Here is an 18,728-nt window from a genome sequence, read left to right on the forward strand (position 1 = left end):
AAACCTGCTACTTCAATGAAATAGCAGGTTTTAGTTTTAAGACTAAAAAAATTATTTTTTCTCTGGCATCAAAATACCGATCACTTTATCCTTAGTAAGATATTGTTTGGCGATGTTCTGAATATCTTTGGCAGTAACAGCATTTACCATTTCTTCCATTTTCAAAACATCCTCAGGATTAGATGCATTTAAATACGATCTTGTTAAGTTAGACAACCAAAAACGGTTTTCTTTACTATCTTTTCTAAAATCGGCTAATTCACCTTCTTTGAATTTAGCTACATCTTTTTCATCTGGTCCTTTGTCAATAATATTTTGAAGTTCTTTCAAGGCTGATGCAGTCAACTTCTCAGCATTTTCTGGTCCGCAAGGGAAACCTATTGAGAAAGTATACGATCCGTAAGGCATTTTGTTCATACTTCCTCTAGCATTTACACCATAAACACCACTTTCATTTTCACGTAATTGCTCTACCAGTTTGATAGTAAGTACTTCACCTAGCGCTTGCATACTCATAGCATCTTTAGCAGAATATTTAGCATCTCCATAAAACATGATGGTCACGTTACTCTTTGGATCTGCACCTTTATTTACTACTTTTTTCAAGTCGCCTTTCAGCAATCGGTAACCTAGATCTACTGCTTTTTCTTTTTTATCATTCGCTGGTAATGAAGCAATATATTTAGTAGCCATAGCTTCGATTGTTGCATCATCAACATTTCCTACGAAGAAAAATTCAAAATCAGCAGCATTAGCAAAACGCTCTTTGTACTTTTCGTAAGCCAATTTATAATCGGTATCTGCCCATGATTTATCAGTAGGCATGATTCCAAAAAAGCGTGGATTATTCTGGTTCAAATAGGTATAAAATTCTTGTTGAAAGTAATTCTGTGGCGTAGAAGCCATGTTTTTGAAAAAGCTTGATTGTTTTTGTTTGAATCCTTCAAAAGCTTCTTGGTCAAAATTTAAATCTGTAAAATAAGCATGCGTCATTTGCATTAAATACTCTAAGTCTTTAGGAGTTGATGTACCTCTAAGTCCTTCGCTAGTACCTCCAATGTAAGGATTCACTCTTGCAATTTTACCTGTCATGAATTTGTTGATGTCATTCAATTTTAATCCAGAGAAACCAGCTTCAGCAAGTGCTCCATTGGCAAACTGAACTTTTTTCATCTCCTCATTTGAGTACAAATTAGACCCTCCTAAACTTACTGCCTCAAAAAGCACTTCGTCGTTTTTAAAATCGGTGTTTTTGTAAGTCACTTTAGCACCATTAGAAAGAACTAAAGTTTTTGTACCCAATTTTTCATTACTACTTCTGCTTACTACCGTTCCTGCTTTTACCTCTTTTCTAAGCAAGCTAGTAGCTACTGCAGCATCTTCGTAAGGTTTTAATTCGTCAGTATTTACTTTTATGGCAGCTAATACTTCTTGCTCTGTAACTTTTTTCAAGCCTTCTTTTTCAGGACCCGTTAAAATAATAACTCGGTTATCCTCTTTAACGTACTCTTTAATTAAGCCATTAACATCTGCTAGCTCGATCAACGGTAAGATTTGCTTGAAGGTTTGAAAAGTCCATTCAATACCCGGAGCTGGCTCTTTTTCTAAGAAATTTGCTTGAAGCTCGCCTACAAAATTTTCTGAATTCGTTTTACTTCTATCATTGTATGCTTTTTCAATAGAGGCCATGAATTCAGACTTAGCACGGTCTAATTCTCCTTGTGTGAATCCAAATTTCTTAGCACGCTCATTTTCTGTCACCAATGTTTTCAAGGCACTCAATTGCTTATCTTCTGATGACATGGCAATAGATTGATATCCTTTTTTAGTTCTGGCAAAAGTACCACCATAGTACGAATAGCCGTAAGTAAAAGGTGGTGTCGAAGAATTAGTCAACTCATCTAAACGTGTATTTAAAAGCGTTGCAAACAAATTCTCGATCATATAATTTTTAAAATCACCTAGATTTACCATTTTCTTAGGTGCAGCATAATCTTTGTACAACAATTGTACTTGAGTACTTGAGGCTTCTTTGTCACTTTCTACAGCTACAAAAGTTTCTTTGTGATTAGGAACTTCAAATACTTTTCTTGGTTTTTCATTTGCAGGATTTTTGTAAGCAGAGAAGTGAGAAACAATTTTTTTCTCCATTTCAGCTACATCAATATCACCTACCACAATAACACTCATCAAGTTAGGACGGTACCAATCTTTGTAAAAATTAATTAAAGACTGATGTTTGAACTTTTCTAACACCTCTTTTTGACCAATTGGCAAACGAGTGGCGTATTTTGAATCGTGCATCATTTTAGGAAGATATCGACCCATCATTCTTTTTCCAGCACCAAGACCTAAACGATATTCTTCTAAGACTACGCCTCTTTCTTTATCAATTTCTTCTGGTGTCAAAACCGTATTGAACGCCCAGTCCTCAATGATTTGGAATCCTTTTTCAAGTTTTTCAGGATCATCTGATGGAATTGGTAAAAAATATACAGTTTCATCAAAACTAGTATATGCATTTAAATGTTGACCAAACTTAACTCCAATACTTTGAAGGTAATCTACTAATTGGTTTTTAGGAAAACGCTTCGTTCCATTAAAACACATGTGTTCCATGAAATGTGCTAGTCCTTGCTGATCATTTTCCTCGAGAATAGAACCTGCGTTAACTACTAATCGAAGATCTACTTTCTTTTCTGGTTTGGCATTTTTCTTGATGTAATACGTTAAGCCGTTCGGTAAAACACCTGTCTTGACACTTGGATCGAGCGGAATGGCAGCGTTATAATCTAGTTTTTGCGCAAAAAGCGCAGCAGGAATAATAAAAATTCCTACTAATAAATGGTTGATTTTTTTCATATGTTTATTTTGTTTGCTGTAAAACTAACGAGTATTTTTCTACTTTATTACTATTTTTAAAAATAATTAACAGAATTTACACACGAAAACACAATTAAGAAGCAATCAAAATAAATCTTTCCTATTTTACGTTTTTTTGTACCTTTAAATCTTGAACTCATTTACAAAAAATGTCAAAGATCCGACTCATATATTCCATCCTATCTCTAATTTTATTTGGCAACTTTACGCTTTTTGCACAAGTTGAAAAAGAGATCCCGCCGCCTTTTCACATTAAAACAGTTGCTTTTGTACAAAACGATCAAAACAAAGTGCCTATTTTTCAGCTTGGCGAAGGTTTTCAATTGGAATTTGACGACTTATACGGCAACGAAGCAAACTATTATTACGAAATTGTTCACTGCAATTTTAAATGGGAACCCTCTCCCATTCCAAAAATAGAATACTTACAAGGATTCGATAACCAACGCATTCAAGATTACAGTAACTCCTTTAATGCCCTGCAACTGTATTCGCATTACAAGTTGTCCATTCCTAATCAATTTACGCAACAGCTCAAAATAAGCGGCAACTACATCCTTAAAATTTTAGACGAAAACCGCGATGTAGTGTTTAGTAGAAAATTCATTTTATACGAAGATCTAGCCACAGTACCCATTCAAGTAAAAAGAGCACGTACCGTGAACACTCTAGGCAGCAAACACAACTTAGATTTTAGCGTAAAAAGCAACAGCCTTACATTTCAAAATCCGCTTAAAAATGTTAAAGTAGTCTTGCTACAAAACGGACAATGGCACACAGCAATTCAAAACATAGTTCCACAATACACTATCGGAAACGATTTGATTTATAAATACGATACCGAAACACAATTCTGGGCCGGAAACGAATTTCTGTTTTTTGAAAACAAAGACATTCGATCTGCAACAAATAATGTAGCAAGAATCAATGCCAAAACAGATATTTATAGCGCGTATTTGTACACTAGTGCCGCACGAGCCAACACACCTTACACTTTCATGCAAGATGTCAACGGCGGATTTGTGGTGAACAACCTCAACGCGCAAAAAAACGAAATCGAAGCCGATTATGTTTGGGTACATTTTAGCGTATCTGCACCTACTTTTAGACTCAACAAAAACATTTACGTGACAGGAATGTTCAACAATTACGCCCTTACAGATGAAAATAAAATGGATTACAATCCTGAAAAAGCCATTTACGAAAAAGCCATTTTAATCAAACAAGGGTTTACTAATTTTCAGTACACCATTGCAGACTCTAAAGGAAATATCGATTATGAAAACGCCATAGATGGTAATTTCTTTGAAACAGAAAACGACTATACCATTCTAGTATATTACCGAGAAGCCATCGACCGTTACGACCGCGTTATCGGAAAAGGAAATGCAAGTTCAATAAATATCATCAATTAAAAAAACTTTGGCAATAACCATTAAAATAACATCCTTTTTTTGTAAATTTGTCAATAATAAACACATATTCATCCTTTTAATATGGTTTCTCAAATAACAAGAGGCATAAAAATTTCAGTATTAACTAGTTTTGAAGGCACCTACTTCAAAAACTACAAGATTCACTTTGCTTTTAGTTACGTAATTACTATCGAAAACCACAGTAAAGATTCTGTTCAACTTATTACCCGTCATTGGGAGATTTCTGACTCGCTTAATGACCTCGAAATTGTCGATGGCGAGGGAGTAATTGGTAAAAAACCAGTCCTTAAACCAGGAGAACAGCACACTTATAGCTCTGGTTGCCTCTTGTCATCGCCTTATGGCGCTATGAAAGGCTATTTCAACATGATTAACTTTACCACCACCCGAAACTTCAAAGTCATGGTTCCTACTTTTAGACTTTGTGCGCCATTTGCATTAAACTAAATCCTAATATCAGGAGCTAATCCTGCTTTTCGCTACAAGTTTTTTTGTGTCAAGCCCTTTTTTATAGTCCTAAAAAGAGCTTTTTGCAGTCGCTTTTTTAGTCCTTAAAAATGTGGCTTTCCACTTCAAAAAGCTTTCCTCTACAATCAGGGCTACAACTACATTACTCTTACCAAAAAGCTTCACATAAGTTCAAAAAATAATAAATCTTTAAAGAAACCTTTGTACTTTTGTTTTTAGTTTAAAAAACAATACAACACTATTTTTAACCCAATAAAAACATCAATATGTTAAAAGGATTTTTTCACGTACCCAATGCGGTCAACGAACCTGTAAAAAGCTATGCCCCTAATTCGCCAGAACGCGCAGCCGTTTCTGCAGCATACGCTGAAATGTGGAACAGCACAGTAGACGTACCCCTTTATATCGGAAACGAAGAAATAAGAACTGGAGATACAAAAAACATGACTGCACCACACGACCATCAGCATGTGGTTGGTGTGTATCATCAAGCCGAAAAAAAACATATTGAAGCCGCTATTGCCACTGGACTTCAAGCAAAAGAAGCTTGGGCTAATATGGCTTGGGAACAGCGCGCTGGAATTTTCTTAAAAGCAGCAGAATTATTGGCTGGACCTTACAGAGCTAAGATCAACGCCGCAACAATGATCGCACAGTCAAAAACAATATACCAAGCAGAAATTGATGCCGCTTGTGAACTCATTGACTTTTTACGTTTCAACGTACAGTACATGACACAAATTTACAACGAGCAACCAAAATCTACTGCTGATATGTGGAACCGCGTTGAATACAGACCTCTTGAAGGATTTGTATACGCTATTACTCCTTTTAACTTTACAGCAATTGCCGGAAACTTACCTACAAGTGCTGCCTTAATGGGTAACGTTGTGGTTTGGAAACCTGCAGCTACTCAAGTGTATTCTGCTAACTTATTAATGCAAATTTTCAAAGAAGCAGGTTTACCAAATGGTGTTATCAACATGGTTATGGGCGATTCAGGAATGATCACCGAAACCTTATTGGCTAGCCGTGATTTAGCTGGAGTTCACTTTACAGGATCAACAGGAGTATTTAATGATATCTGGGCAAAAATTGGTACCAATATTAGCAAATACAAAACTTATCCGCGTATTGTGGGTGAAACTGGTGGTAAAGATTTCATTATTGCACACCCTTCTGCGCATTCAAAACAAGTAAGTACTGGAATTTCTCGTGGCGCATTTGAATACCAAGGTCAAAAATGTAGCGCTGCTTCACGCGTATACATTCCGCAAAGTTTATGGCCAGCTGTACAAGCTGAACTAGAAGCTGATTTAAAATCAATGAAAATGGGATCACCACAAGATATGAGCAATTTTATCACTGCGGTAATCTCTGAAGGTTCATTTGATAAATTGGCTAAAGCTATTGACCAAGCTAAAGCTGATAGCGATGCAGAAGTTATTATGGGTGGGAATTATGATAAATCAAAAGGGTACTTTATTGAACCAACGGTTATTTTAACTACCAATCCAAAATACGCAACAATGGAAACCGAATTATTCGGACCAGTTGTGACTATTTATGTTTACGAAGATGCTAAATGGGCAGAAACTCTAGAATTAGTAGACACTACATCAGAGTATGCTTTGACAGGAGCTGTTTTCAGTCAAGATCGTTATGCTATTGAAGAAGCTACAGTAAAATTACAAAACGCTGCTGGTAACTTCTACATCAATGATAAGCCAACAGGAGCAATTGTAGGAATGCAACCGTTTGGTGGAGCAAGAGGATCAGGAACAAATGATAAAGCAGGATCTATGCAAAACTTATTGCGTTGGACTTCTGCAAGAACTATCAAAGAAACTTTTGTAACTCCAGTTGATTACAGATACCCATTTTTAGGAGAGTAGTTTTTAGTCATAAAGTTTTAAAGTCAAAAGTCCTTCAAGTACTTTAGCAAATACCAAAAAGCCGAATCTAAAGTTTTAGATTCGGCTTTTTTATGTCATACTATCGATCAAGCGCTTGTTTGTGTTCTTTTTGAATTTGAATAATTTTTTTAAATACTAAATGGACATTGGAAATATTATAGATTATATTACTATTTTCAAAAATTGGAACTCCATAGGTTTTTCTCGTAAAAAAAAATCCAATCACTTCGAGTGCATCAACATCTATTTTTGGCTCAGAAACCTTGATCACTATATATCCATTATTTGAGACATTTTCTGTGTAGTCTATTTCTATTTTATCCAATTCAAAAGCTTTAACCACATTGTTAAATTGTTTGTCAAGAAATAATATCCTCTGGTTTGTAACAATGTATTTCCATGACTTTACGTCATACCATCTCCTAAAAATCCTTCCCAATGTTAAAAACAAGGTCATTAATATTACTAGAGGAAGGATAAATAGGTAATACAATCGCTGATACGTTTCGACACTACTTGGGTCTGGTTTCAATAAAAACAGAATGGTTATTCCTATTAGTATAAAAGCAGGCACAGTAACAAGATCATTTAAGCGTAAAGGAACAGCTCGAAACGGATCTATTTCTATAATTACATTTTCATTCTCTCTCATTTATTTAAAACATCGACTTATTACAAACTTTAAAATACTAGACCTTAGTACTATGATTGAAACTTCAACGGCAAGTGTACTACTTTTTTAGTTTCAAAAAATTCATCTTCAAAATAATCTGCTAAGTTGTACTCGGTAGCCTTTGGGAAATCTTTTAATTCTTCGGTTAAGTCGCCTCCTTTTAGGTAGAGGATTCCGTTTTTCAATTCGTGTTTGTTTTGTTTTTTAATTTTTGTTTTTACCCAAGAAACAAAATCAGGCATGTTGGTTACGGCGCGACTCACGATAAAATCGAAATCACCTTTTACATTTTCAGCGCGCATTTGCTCTGCTTTTACGTTTTTCAACTCTAAACCTTCGGCAACAGCTTGAACTACTTTTATTTTTTTGGCAATAACATCAATTAAATAAAAACGCGTTTCAGGAAAAAGAATCGCCAATGGAATTCCCGGAAATCCACCACCCGTTCCCACATCTAAAACGTAAGTCCCTGGTTCAAAAGTCATCACTTTTGCAATACCAAGTGAGTGTAAAATATGTTTGGTATACAAAGCATCAATATCTTTTCTAGAAATCACATTTATTTTTTGGTTCCAATCGTGATACAGCGCATCTAATTTTTGAAACTGTTCGATTTGAATTGGTGTCAAATTAGGAAAACACTTAAGAATCTCGTCCATTTCTTCTTTTTTTTAACAAAAGTAATACTTTACAGTTAAAATATTTATGCCAATTTTGTATATCCAAAAATTTATAATAATTACCTTTGAACTTTATCAAAATTATATGAATAACACTGCGCCTACTTTTGCTAAGCAAGATAGCTTGAAATTTTTTAGAACACTTAACTCACGGGTTAACAACTACTTTAAAGAAAACAACATTCAAAAAACAGGAAACTGGAAACTGTATTTAAAAACCATCATTTTATTTACTGTTTTTCTTGCTCCTTACTTCTTAATATTAACACTTGATATGCCATTTTGGGCACACCTTTTATTAACAATCGTCATGGGAATTGGTATGGCCGGCGTTGGAATGAATGTAATGCATGATGGAAATCACGGATCCTATTCGAACAAATCATGGATCAATAAATTTATGGGTGGTACCATATATGTATTGGCTGGAAACGTGTACAATTGGCAAGTGCAACACAATGTGTTACACCATACCTACACAAACATTCCTGGTCATGACGAAGATTTAGATGCTGGTCGTGTAATCCGTTTTACGAAAGAAGCAAAATGGTATAATTTTCACCGTTTTCAACAGTATTACTCTATTTTCTTGTATGGTTTATTGACGTTCAATTGGGCAATCACAACCGATTTTAAGCAAATGCGTAACTATTTAAAAAGAAAATTATCTTACGGAGAAGCTAAGAGTCCAAAAATATTATGGACTACTTTAATTATTACTAAAGTTATTTATGTTGCTATTTGGATTGCATTACCAATTGTAATTGGAATCACTTGGTGGAAAGTTCTAATAGGTTTTTTTGTGATGCATTATACTGCTGGTTTGATTTTAAGTGTAGTATTCCAACTAGCGCATGTTGTGGAAGAAACAACAAATCCAACACCAAACGAATTAGGCGAAATGGACAATACTTGGGCTATTCACCAATTGTTTACCACTACTAATTTTGCACCTAAAAACGCCATTGTAAACTGGTACACAGGTGGTTTGAATCATCAAATTGAGCACCACATTTTCCCGAATATCAGTCACATTCACTACGGTAAAATTGCAAAAATTGTAAAAGAAACGGCGCAGGAGTGCAATTTACCTTATTACGAATACAAAACAATGCGAAGCGCTGTCATTGCTCACTTCAAACATTTGAAAGAATTGGGGCAAAACCCAGCAATTACTGCTTAATTCTCAATAGCAGCAAAAGAATAAAACTAACTACAACTATATACTAATGAATCCATTATCCGATAGAATTAACAACTTATCAACTTCGCAAACCCTTGCCATGGCGGCTTTAGCCAGAGAATTAAAAGCACAAGGAAAAGACATTATTAGCCTTAGCCTTGGTGAACCTGATTTTAATACTCCTGATTTCATCAAAGAAGCAGCAAAACGCGCCATCGACGAAAACTACAGTACATATTCACCTGTTGAAGGGTACTTAGAACTAAAGGAGGCTATTTGCAGAAAGTTTAAAAGAGATAATGATTTAGAATATAAACCGACTCAAATTGTAGTTTCTACAGGAGCTAAACAATCATTGTACAACATTGCTCAAGTAATGTTGAATGACGGTGACGAAGTAATTTTACCAGCGCCGTATTGGGTATCGTATTTCGAAATTGTAAAATTATCAGGTGGAGTTCCTGTTGAAGTTCCTACATCTGTAGAAACCGATTTCAAAATCACACCTGCGCAATTAGAAGCTGCCATTACACCAAAAACAAAAATGATGTGGTTTTCATCGCCATGTAACCCATCAGGATCGGTATATAGTCGCGAAGAATTAACGGCGCTTGCAGCAGTTTTAGAAAAATATCCAAACATTTATGTAGTTGCTGACGAAATTTACGAGCACATCAATTTTTCTGGAACTTTTTGCAGTATTGCATCCATCCCGGGAATGCTAGAAAGAACTATCACTGTAAATGGTGTAGCCAAAGCTTTTGCCATGACAGGATGGAGAATTGGGTACATTGGAGCACCTGAATTTATTGCCAAAGCGTGTACTAAAATTCAAGGTCAAGTTACCTCTGGAGCTAATTCTATCGCACAACGCGCTACAATTACCGCTCTTGACGCTGACCCAAGTGTATTAAAAGAGATGGTAAATGCTTTTCATAGTCGCAGAGACCTAGTAGTTGGATTGTTAAAAGAAATTCCGGGTGTAAAAATCAATGTTCCTGAAGGTGCTTTTTATGTGTTCCCAGATGTATCTTCATTTTTTGGAAAAACATTAAACGGAACCGAAATTAAAGACGCCAATGATGTATCGATGTATCTTTTGGCGCAAGCCAATGTAGCTACCGTTACCGGAGATGCTTTTGGAAACCCTAACTGTATTCGTTTTTCATACGCCACAAGCGAGGCCCTTTTAACCGAAGCACTTTCTCGAATCAAAAATGCATTAACGGTTTAATATCCTCACACACATACCTAAAAGCCTCTTGATCAAACAAGAGGCTTTGTTATTTAAAGCCAAAATCAACGCCAAATGCGAGCAAATTTTTAAATATCAATTGTTCTGTTTCATTTATAAGCTGATGGTAAAAGATAAAATCCAAAAAATACGGTTTTGAATTAGAAATCTTGAATAATTTATTAGACCTTTGCACACTTTTTTCGGCGAAAGCCCAAAAACCTAATGTTTTAGCAATTAACCCATTATCATCCCAAAGATGAAAAAGAAAATAGAAATCCTAGCACCCGCCAAAGACCTCATTCACGGTATGGCAGCCATTAACGCAGGTGCTGATGCTGTATATATTGGTGCTCCACAATTTGGGGCCCGCTCAAATGCCACCAACTCTATCGAAGACGTGGCCGCGCTAGTAAAGTACGCACACCTTTTTAACGCACAAGTTTTTGTGGTTATCAACACGATCTTGTACGATAACGAGCTAGAAACTTGCCGTCAGATGATTTGGCAATTGTATGATATTAAAGTTGATGCTTTAATTGTACAAGATATGGCCATCATGGAAATGGACTTGCCACCTATCGTGCTGCACGCGAGTACGCAGGCCAACAACCGCGATCCTCATAAAATTAAATTTTTGAAAGATGCCGGAATGAAACGCGTCGTTTTGGCTCGTGAATTGAATTTACACCAAATCAAAGAAATTGCAGATACTGCTGATGTTGAATTAGAATTCTTTGTAACTGGTGCGCTTTGTGTGTCGTTCAGCGGAAACTGTTATATGAGTGTGGCCAATGGCGAACGCTCTGCAAACCGTGGTTCATGCGCCCAAAACTGTCGTTTACCTTACAACTTAATCGATGGGAATGGCGAGACTTTAATCAAAAACAGTCACTTACTTTCTATTAAAGATTTTGATGTTTCGGATCAAATTCCAAATCTTGTTGAAGCTGGCGTGATGTCCTTTAAAATCGAAGGACGTTTAAAAGATATCGTTTATGTAAAAAATAACGTTTCGTATTTACGTCAAAAATTAGATGCTTTCTTGGAAGGGAATGAAAAGTACACTAAAGCTTCTTCTGGAAAATGTACCTACACTTTTGAGTCTGCTTTGAACAAAAGTTTCAATCGTGGATACACCGATTATTTTGTAAACGAAAGACATCAATCTATCGGTTCTTGGGAAAGTCCAAAATCAAAAGGGCAATACATCGGGAAACTAATTCGTACTGTGGGTAACGCTTATGAAATAGAAAACGGCGAATTACTCAACAACGGCGACGGTTTGTGTTACATAAATGAGAACAACGAGGCTGATGGAATTTATGTAAACAAAGTCGAAAACGGCTTGGCTTACCCAAATGTATTAAAAGAACTAAAAGAAGGCACTTTTATATACCGTAACAACGACGCAGCTTTTATCAAAATAGTAGAACGTGAAGACAGTGCGGTTCGTAAAATAAGTACCACTTTGCACCTAACCGAAACCGAAAATGGCTTTGAATTAAAAGCTACTGACGAAGATGGTAATGTGAGCAAGGTTCAATTGGCACACCCAAAAGAAAGAACCAAGAACAACGAGTCGATTGAAGAAAACTTCAAAATTAACTTAGCCAAAACGGGTTTCACGCCTTACACAGCTGATGAAATTACAATTGCATTTTCTGAAAATTGGTTCTTACCGATATCCAAAATCAACGAAATGCGACGAACAGTTTACGAACAACTGTCGGAAATTCGTTTGGCTAATTACAAAGTTGAGGAACACCAATTGGTTAAAACATCGCATCCATATCCAGAGACCAAATTGGATTTTATGTACAATGTTTCGAACAAACTGGCACGTAAATTCTACGAACGTCACGGCGTAACCGAAATCGAAAAAGCCTTTGAATTGCAATGGGATCCTGGAAAATCACGTGTGATGACCACGAAATATTGTATTAAATACGAATTAGAACGTTGCCCAAAATACCATCGTGAAAATATGGACAAGAAGGTAAAAGAACCTTTGGTATTGAAACAGGGCGAACTAGAATACAAACTCAAATTCAATTGCAAACCGTGCGAAATGGAGATTTGGGAAAAAGACGCTGAATTCGAAATTGAAGAAGATCATTTTCATTAAAGTTTAACCGCAAAGGGCGCAAAGCTTACGCAAGGTTCGCAAAGATTTTTTCAGAAGGTCTTTGCGAACCTTTTTTAATTCAACACAAAGCTTTGCGATCTTCGCGTAAATCCTCGCAGACTTTGCGGTTAAAAACATTTTTAGTTACTTCCCTCGCGATTAAAACTTAAACACAAAGGGCACAAAGCTTACGCAACGCTCACAGAGATTTTAAATAAAAGTCTTTGTGAACCTTTTTTAATTCAATACAAAGCTTTGCGATCTTCGCGTAAATCCTCGCGGACTTTGCGGTTAAAAACATTTTTAGTTACTTTTACTATTCTAACATCTCACAACAACACAAAAATTCAAAATGAAAATACTACTCCTTGGCTCAGGCGAATTAGGCAAAGAATTTGTAATAGCTGCCCAACGCATTGGGCAGATTGTAATTGCGGTAGACAGTTATGAAAATGCACCCGCTATGCAAGTTGCGCACGGTTTTGAAGTCATTAATATGCTTGACGGAGAGGCATTAGACCGTATTGTTGCCAAACACCAACCCGATTTTATTGTTCCTGAAATAGAAGCCATTCGCACCGAACGTTTTTATGATTACGAAAAACAAGGTATTACCGTAGTTCCATCCGCAAAAGCAGCCAACTTTACGATGAATCGTAAAGCCATTCGTGATTTGGCAGCCAAAGATCTTGGACTAAAAACCGCCAACTATCGTTACGCCACGACCGCCGAAGAATTAACAAAGGCAGTAGCCGAGGTTGGAATGCCATGTGTAGTAAAACCTTTAATGTCTTCATCAGGAAAAGGACAATCCACCATCAAAACTTCCGATGATATTTTAAAAGCCTGGCAATACGCTGTTGACGGTTCTCGTGGTGATGTAGTTGAAGTAATTGTAGAAGCTTTTGTCAAATTCAATTCGGAGATTACCTTATTGACCGTCACGCAAAATAATAATCCTACGCTTTTTTGTGCTCCAATTGGTCATAGACAAGAACGTGGCGATTATCAAGAAAGCTGGCAACCTGCCCTGATATCCGACAAAGACTTGTACGAAGCCCAAGATATGGCCGAGAAAGTTACTGAAGCTTTGGGAGGCGCAGGACTTTTTGGAGTCGAATTTTTTTTGGCAGATGATGGTGTTTATTTCTCAGAATTATCGCCAAGACCACATGATACAGGAATGGTAACTTTGGCGGGAACGCAAAACTTTAACGAATTCGAATTGCATTTACGTGCTATTTTAAGTTTGCCTATTTTTGAAATTAAGTTAGAAAAAACAGGCGCTAGTGCTGTGATTTTAGCATCTGAAAACTCTGAAAATCCAAGTTTTACAGGAATAGAAAAAATTGCCGCTTTACCTAAAACTGATTTTAGAATCTTTGGCAAACCCACTTCAAGACCTTTCCGACGCATGGGTGTAGCTTTGGTAAATGATAGTCTCGAAACACCAATTGAAACGGTTGTAGAAAAAGCCAAGAAAGCAGCTAATTTAATCACCGTTCATCCGTAATTTACTTTCGGTAATATTTTCAAATCGGGGGCATTCGAGAGGCAACAGTTGGTCTCGAATGCGCCCGACTTTAAAAGCGTCTTATAAACTAATTTCTCATTGCTTTTTAAAATTGCGGAAGTTCGTTGGTGTCAATCCAGTCTGTTTCTTGAACAATCGGGTAAAATACGAGTAATCTTCATATCCTAAACGTAGAGCGATTTCGTTTACCGTAAAATCTTTGTCAAACAACATTCGTTTGGCTTCAAGTATAACTCTGTCCGTGATAACCTCAGTGGTGGTTTTCTGGAGTCTTTCATTGCAAATTCTATTTAAATGTTTCAGCGTGATGTGAAGCTGGGCTGCATAAAAAGAGGGCGCTTTCTCTGTTTTGTAATGCTTTTCTAATTCGGTTTCCAAAGCTTTAATTTTTACATTATAAGCATGTGCTTGATGCAAATTCGATTTCTGGTACTTACGTGCAATTTGAATATGAATGCAGTCTAGTAGATTCAAAATATAATCCTTTTGCCAAGGCTGATGAGATTGCGACTCTTCGATTAGTCTTTCAAAATACGGTACAATAGCAAGACTTTCGGCAGTTTGTAAAACAAGTTCGGGTTTATTATCCACAGCAGAATAAAAAGGATAGTCGGCAATGTCTTTTTGTCCAAAGTAAAGATTATAAAATTCCTGCGAGTAAAAAACAACATATCCTTCGACATCTTCGGATAAATGCCAATGGTGAATTTGTCCGGGTTGCATAAAAAACACACTTCCGGGCTGAATATCAAAAACATCAAAATCAATTTCATGCGTTCCTGAGCCTTGTGTAAAAAACACTAAAACATAAGAATTATGACGGTGCGGCTCCTCTACAAAACTGTGCGTAATCAAATGATTTTTAAAGGTGTTAATATACAAACTACTGTTGACTGCATTGCAATTAAACCGCTGAATATTGTAAATGGGATACTTAGCCATGATCTCTAAATGTCTTTATTGTCCTAGAAGTAGCGAAGATAGAAAATACTACGCATAGCAATAAGAAATACCTTTGATAAAAATAAATATCATGTCACGCGCTATCGCTCATATCCTAAATAATGATTGTCCACAGTGTCAAAAAGGAAAAGTTTTTAATGAAAAAAGTATCTTTTTTACTTTTGGTTTCCCTAAAATGAACGAGTATTGCTCGCATTGTCATTACAAATTTGAGAAAGAACCTGGCTATTTTTTTGGAGCCATGTATGTCAATTATGGCCTAACTGTAGCGCAAGGAATTGCAACTTATGTGTTAGCTCAATTTTTTTTCAAAGAGACTTTTGATTTAAGAATCATTCCTATTATTGCTTTTGTAATTATCAGCTTGTCCTCTTTTAACATCCGATTGTCGCGACTGTTGTGGATTTACATGTTCAAAAACTATTCGATGTAAAAAAACCGGTATCTTTGTTTTTCTTATAACTTTATTACCATGAAAAAAATACTTTGTTTAGCACTTCTATTTATGGCTACGCTTGCCAGTGCTCAGGATAAGAAAGAAAACCAAAAAGCTAAAATTGTTGAAGCTTCATGTGGTCAATGCCAATTTGGAATGACCGGACACGGCTGTGATTTAGCCGTTCGCATAGACGGAAAATCTTATTTTGTTGACGGCAGCTCCATCGATTCTCACGGAGATGCACATGCCACAGATGGATTTTGCTCTGCTATTAGACAGGCTTCTGTACAAGGAGAAGTGGTAAATAATCGTTTCAAAGCAACTTCCTTTACCCTTTTGCCAAAAGAGAAAAAGAAATCCTAAAAAAATACCCCAAAGAGTCTTGAACTTTTTGGGGTGTTTTTTATCTTAAACTATTCTTTCTATTTGCCTTTTGAATTAGGCTTTAAAGTCTTATTGGCGAATGTTGCCACATCAATCACTTCTTCTAAATCGACATCAAAAGAAATCATCACACTATCGCCCGCCATGGTCACAGGCAGTTGATTGGATATTTGTGATGAGCCTACAAAAATATTAGGATAATCTTTAACCTTGAAATAGTAAAAGCTATTTCCGTTTTTTACATCATTTTGAATGCGCGTCACAATAGATTGTATTGATTTTTGAGTCGAAGCATCATTCGGATTTATTTTATTATCTGCCATATTGTAGACATTTTTAAACGAAGTCAGCGTTTCGCGCATGGTATTGCCCACACCTACAATCGTGTAATCTGAAATGGCCACCATAGCAAACATTTTCACCAAACCACCATCATCTTTTAAAGTCATTACGTAGGTTGGAATATTGTTAATGTTATACGGAATTGGCAATGAGGCGCGATAACCTTTTTCTTGAACTTTTCCCTGAGCCGAACTTTGGGCTGCAAATTCAGTTGCGCCGCCTTGTTTGTAAAAAGTAGTTTCTTTGGTTCTAGTATCGACCAATACAAAACCCACCGCCGATTCATCTTTCCCCACTGAAGTTAAGCCTGTATACCAATAGGACTTATTATCTTTACCATACACCAATGTCAAACCTTCTGTGATTTGAAGTTTATCTGCATTCGAAAAATTCCAATATCCATGCACGTATTCGCCCCAATCATTCAACTGATCTTCGATAAAGGCTAAAGGTTGAATGCGATCAACCCACTTTGGAGTATTGGCGATAGAATATTCGGTAATTGCACCCGACTGAGCATCAACAACCAAGATTCCTGTAGCTTCTTTTCCTGAAAAACCTATTTTTTTATCGTATTGTGTTATAATCCAGAACGGATTTCCAGCATCGTCAATTTCAAAACTAAAATCAGTCAAACCCACTGTGGCATTTCCGTTAAAGTAAACATGTCTGTGAATATCACTTTGGAAATACGCACCTTGCTGGTACTTAATTTTAACCGCTTTACCCGCTACGTTTTGCACCAATTTTACATCACGTTCATTGGTTGCTGAAACCATCACATATCCGGCTGTTCCCTCTTGATTGTTGAACCATTTAAAAAAACCAGAGTGTAACAAAGGCGCCACCCAGTACAAATTGTTATTTACTTTTTGAATACAAAATTCACCCAACTCTACTTGGCTACCTAAAGCCGGTTGCGATCCCAATATTTTTTCACCTAACAAATGCGCTAACTCTTCATCAACTACCCGAATTTGATCAATAGCGATTGGTGCAATATGATTGGTAATTTTTTGACCAGTCTTGACCGTTCCAAGCAATTTCTGATACGACTCAGAACGAAACATTTTGAGACTGGTTACAAAAGGTAAAACCGTACAATAACCCAAAACAACGAAAAAAGCATATACTAAGAACTTACTTGGCTTTGAAACGAGTTTGAGCTGATTATTAGAGCCTGAAACCGCCCAACCTGCCGAAAACAAAAGAGCCAATACCGCTAAAATGAGCAGAATAAAAGCAAAGCCCAGAAAACAGTAATTGAAAACGGGTAGGTTATTGTAAACCAATAAAAAACCTAAAAGCAGTAAAAAAATAAAAGTAAATGTCTTTTTCATTTTGAAAAGTTATTTGTGTACCAGATTAGTCTTGGTACATCAAAAAGCGTTACACATTTGCCTGCTAAAAAGGCACTATTGAATGATGCAAAAAAATAGTATTTTTGCAGCGAGATAGAGTCGTAATTTCTATCCTTATTTTTTTCAATTTTAAAAGAAACACATGAAAGCATACGTTTTTCCAGGGCAAGGCGCACAATTTACAGGTATGGGTAAAGACTTGTACGAGAGCAATCCTCTTGCAAAAGAATTATTTGAAAAAGCGAACGAAATTTTAGGATTTCGCATCACCGATATCATGTTTGAAGGAACTGCCGAAGAGTTAAAAGAAACCAAAGTAACTCAACCGGCTGTTTTTTTACACTCTGTAATATTGGCTAAAACTCTAGAAAATTTTACTCCAGAAATGGTAGCGGGACATTCTCTTGGGGAATTCTCTGCACTAGTTGCTAATGGCGCTTTATCTTTTGAAGATGGTTTAAAGCTAGTTTCTCAAAGGGCTTTGGCGATGCAAAAAGCTTGTGAAATTACTCCGTCAACAATGGCTGCTGTTTTAAACTTAGACGACAAAATTGTTGAAGACATTTGCGCTTCTATCGATGGTGTTGTGGTAGCTGCCAATTACAACTGTCCTGGACAATTGGTAATTTCTGGTGAATACAAAGCCGTTGAATTAGCGTGCGAAAAAATGAAAGAAGCGGGTGCCAAAAGAGCCTTGATTTTACCTGTTGGAGGTGCTTTCCACTCTCCGATGATGGAACCAGCTCGTGAAGAACTTGCTGCAGCTATTGAGGCCACTACTTTTTCGACACCAATATGTCCGGTGTATCAAAATGTAACTGCAAATGCCGTTTCGGACCCGAACGAAATCAAAAAAAATCTAATCATTCAATTAACTGCCCCTGTAAAATGGACGCAATCTGTACAGCAAATGATTGCTGATGGAGCAACCTTATTTACCGTAGTTGGTCCTGGAAAAGTACTTGCTGGGTTAATTGGAAAAATCAATAAAGAAGCAGCTACAGCCAACGCATAAGCTACTTTTCAGTTTTATAAAAAATTCTCATAGGCATTCCTTTATGAGGATTTTTTTTATATCTTTAAAATATACAAACCCATAAATTA

Annotated in this window: 15 protein-coding genes; 10 read left to right on the forward strand and 5 right to left on the reverse strand. The window is 36.4% G+C overall.

Annotation, left to right across the window (positions count from 1 at the left end; genetic code table 11):
- Positions 1-51: 51 nt before the first annotated feature.
- Entirely contained in the window at positions 52-2,862 is a 2,811-nt protein-coding gene (locus ACXX8U_RS10660) for a M16 family metallopeptidase (protein WP_458565827.1), read from the reverse strand.
- Positions 2,863-3,032: 170 nt separating this feature from the next.
- Between ACXX8U_RS10660 and ACXX8U_RS10665 the strand changes: the two genes are divergently transcribed.
- From ACXX8U_RS10665 to pruA, 3 genes are all read left to right on the forward strand, one after another.
- Complete coding sequence (locus ACXX8U_RS10665; RefSeq protein ID WP_458565828.1) at positions 3,033-4,298, forward strand: type IX secretion system plug protein; 1,266 nt, start codon at positions 3,033-3,035, stop codon at positions 4,296-4,298.
- Positions 4,299-4,379: 81 nt separating this feature from the next.
- Positions 4,380-4,766 (forward strand): Co2+/Mg2+ efflux facilitator ApaG/CorD, encoded by a 387-nt coding sequence (gene apaG / locus ACXX8U_RS10670; protein WP_166133241.1) that lies wholly within the window; start codon positions 4,380-4,382, stop codon positions 4,764-4,766.
- A 287-nt stretch (positions 4,767-5,053) separates the two neighbouring features.
- The gene (gene pruA / locus ACXX8U_RS10675; RefSeq protein ID WP_458565829.1) at positions 5,054-6,682 is read left to right on the forward strand and encodes an L-glutamate gamma-semialdehyde dehydrogenase; all 1,629 of its coding nucleotides are present in this window, start codon (positions 5,054-5,056) and stop codon (positions 6,680-6,682) included.
- A gap of 100 nt (positions 6,683-6,782) precedes the next feature.
- On the opposite strand, the gene ACXX8U_RS10680 is transcribed toward pruA, so the two are convergent.
- Entirely contained in the window at positions 6,783-7,355 is a 573-nt protein-coding gene (locus tag ACXX8U_RS10680; protein ID WP_458565830.1) for a PH domain-containing protein, read from the reverse strand.
- A 50-nt stretch (positions 7,356-7,405) separates the two neighbouring features.
- Positions 7,406-8,035: a 16S rRNA (guanine(527)-N(7))-methyltransferase RsmG gene (gene rsmG, locus ACXX8U_RS10685; RefSeq protein ID WP_458565831.1), complete on the reverse strand. Its 630-nt coding sequence runs from the start codon at positions 8,033-8,035 to the stop codon at positions 7,406-7,408.
- Between the two features lie 106 nt (positions 8,036-8,141).
- Here rsmG and ACXX8U_RS10690 point away from each other — a divergent pair, with 106 nt between their 5' ends.
- The 4 genes from ACXX8U_RS10690 (at position 8,142) to purT (ending at position 14,114) form a co-directional block, all read left to right on the forward strand.
- Positions 8,142-9,239, forward strand: a complete 1,098-nt coding sequence (locus tag ACXX8U_RS10690; RefSeq protein WP_458565832.1) for a fatty acid desaturase family protein — start codon at positions 8,142-8,144, stop codon at positions 9,237-9,239.
- A gap of 46 nt (positions 9,240-9,285) precedes the next feature.
- A complete protein-coding gene (locus ACXX8U_RS10695) occupies positions 9,286-10,473 on the forward strand; it encodes a pyridoxal phosphate-dependent aminotransferase (protein ID WP_210787815.1) in 1,188 nt (395 codons plus the stop codon).
- Between the two features lie 259 nt (positions 10,474-10,732).
- A complete protein-coding gene (locus tag ACXX8U_RS10700) occupies positions 10,733-12,601 on the forward strand; it encodes a peptidase U32 family protein (RefSeq protein WP_458565833.1) in 1,869 nt (622 codons plus the stop codon).
- A 352-nt stretch (positions 12,602-12,953) separates the two neighbouring features.
- Entirely contained in the window at positions 12,954-14,114 is a 1,161-nt protein-coding gene (gene purT / locus ACXX8U_RS10705) for a formate-dependent phosphoribosylglycinamide formyltransferase (RefSeq protein ID WP_458565834.1), read from the forward strand.
- 96 nt (positions 14,115-14,210) lie between these two features.
- Here purT and ACXX8U_RS10710 read toward each other — a convergent pair whose 3' ends face one another.
- The gene (locus ACXX8U_RS10710; protein ID WP_458565835.1) at positions 14,211-15,077 is read right to left on the reverse strand and encodes a helix-turn-helix domain-containing protein; all 867 of its coding nucleotides are present in this window, start codon (positions 15,075-15,077) and stop codon (positions 14,211-14,213) included.
- A gap of 91 nt (positions 15,078-15,168) precedes the next feature.
- On the opposite strand from ACXX8U_RS10710, the gene ACXX8U_RS10715 reads away from it, so the two are divergent.
- Positions 15,169-15,531 (forward strand): DUF983 domain-containing protein, encoded by a 363-nt coding sequence (locus ACXX8U_RS10715; RefSeq protein ID WP_458565836.1) that lies wholly within the window; start codon positions 15,169-15,171, stop codon positions 15,529-15,531.
- A 39-nt stretch (positions 15,532-15,570) separates the two neighbouring features.
- Complete coding sequence (locus tag ACXX8U_RS10720) at positions 15,571-15,900, forward strand: DUF6370 family protein (protein ID WP_458565837.1); 330 nt, start codon at positions 15,571-15,573, stop codon at positions 15,898-15,900.
- A 59-nt stretch (positions 15,901-15,959) separates the two neighbouring features.
- On the opposite strand, the gene ACXX8U_RS10725 is transcribed toward ACXX8U_RS10720, so the two are convergent.
- The gene (locus ACXX8U_RS10725; protein WP_458565838.1) at positions 15,960-17,603 is read right to left on the reverse strand and encodes a hypothetical protein; all 1,644 of its coding nucleotides are present in this window, start codon (positions 17,601-17,603) and stop codon (positions 15,960-15,962) included.
- A 163-nt stretch (positions 17,604-17,766) separates the two neighbouring features.
- Between ACXX8U_RS10725 and fabD the strand changes: the two genes are divergently transcribed.
- Entirely contained in the window at positions 17,767-18,639 is an 873-nt protein-coding gene (gene fabD / locus ACXX8U_RS10730) for an ACP S-malonyltransferase (protein WP_458565839.1), read from the forward strand.
- The last annotated feature ends 89 nt before the right edge of the window (positions 18,640-18,728 follow it).

Source organism: Flavobacterium sp. GNP001, assembly GCF_054343775.1.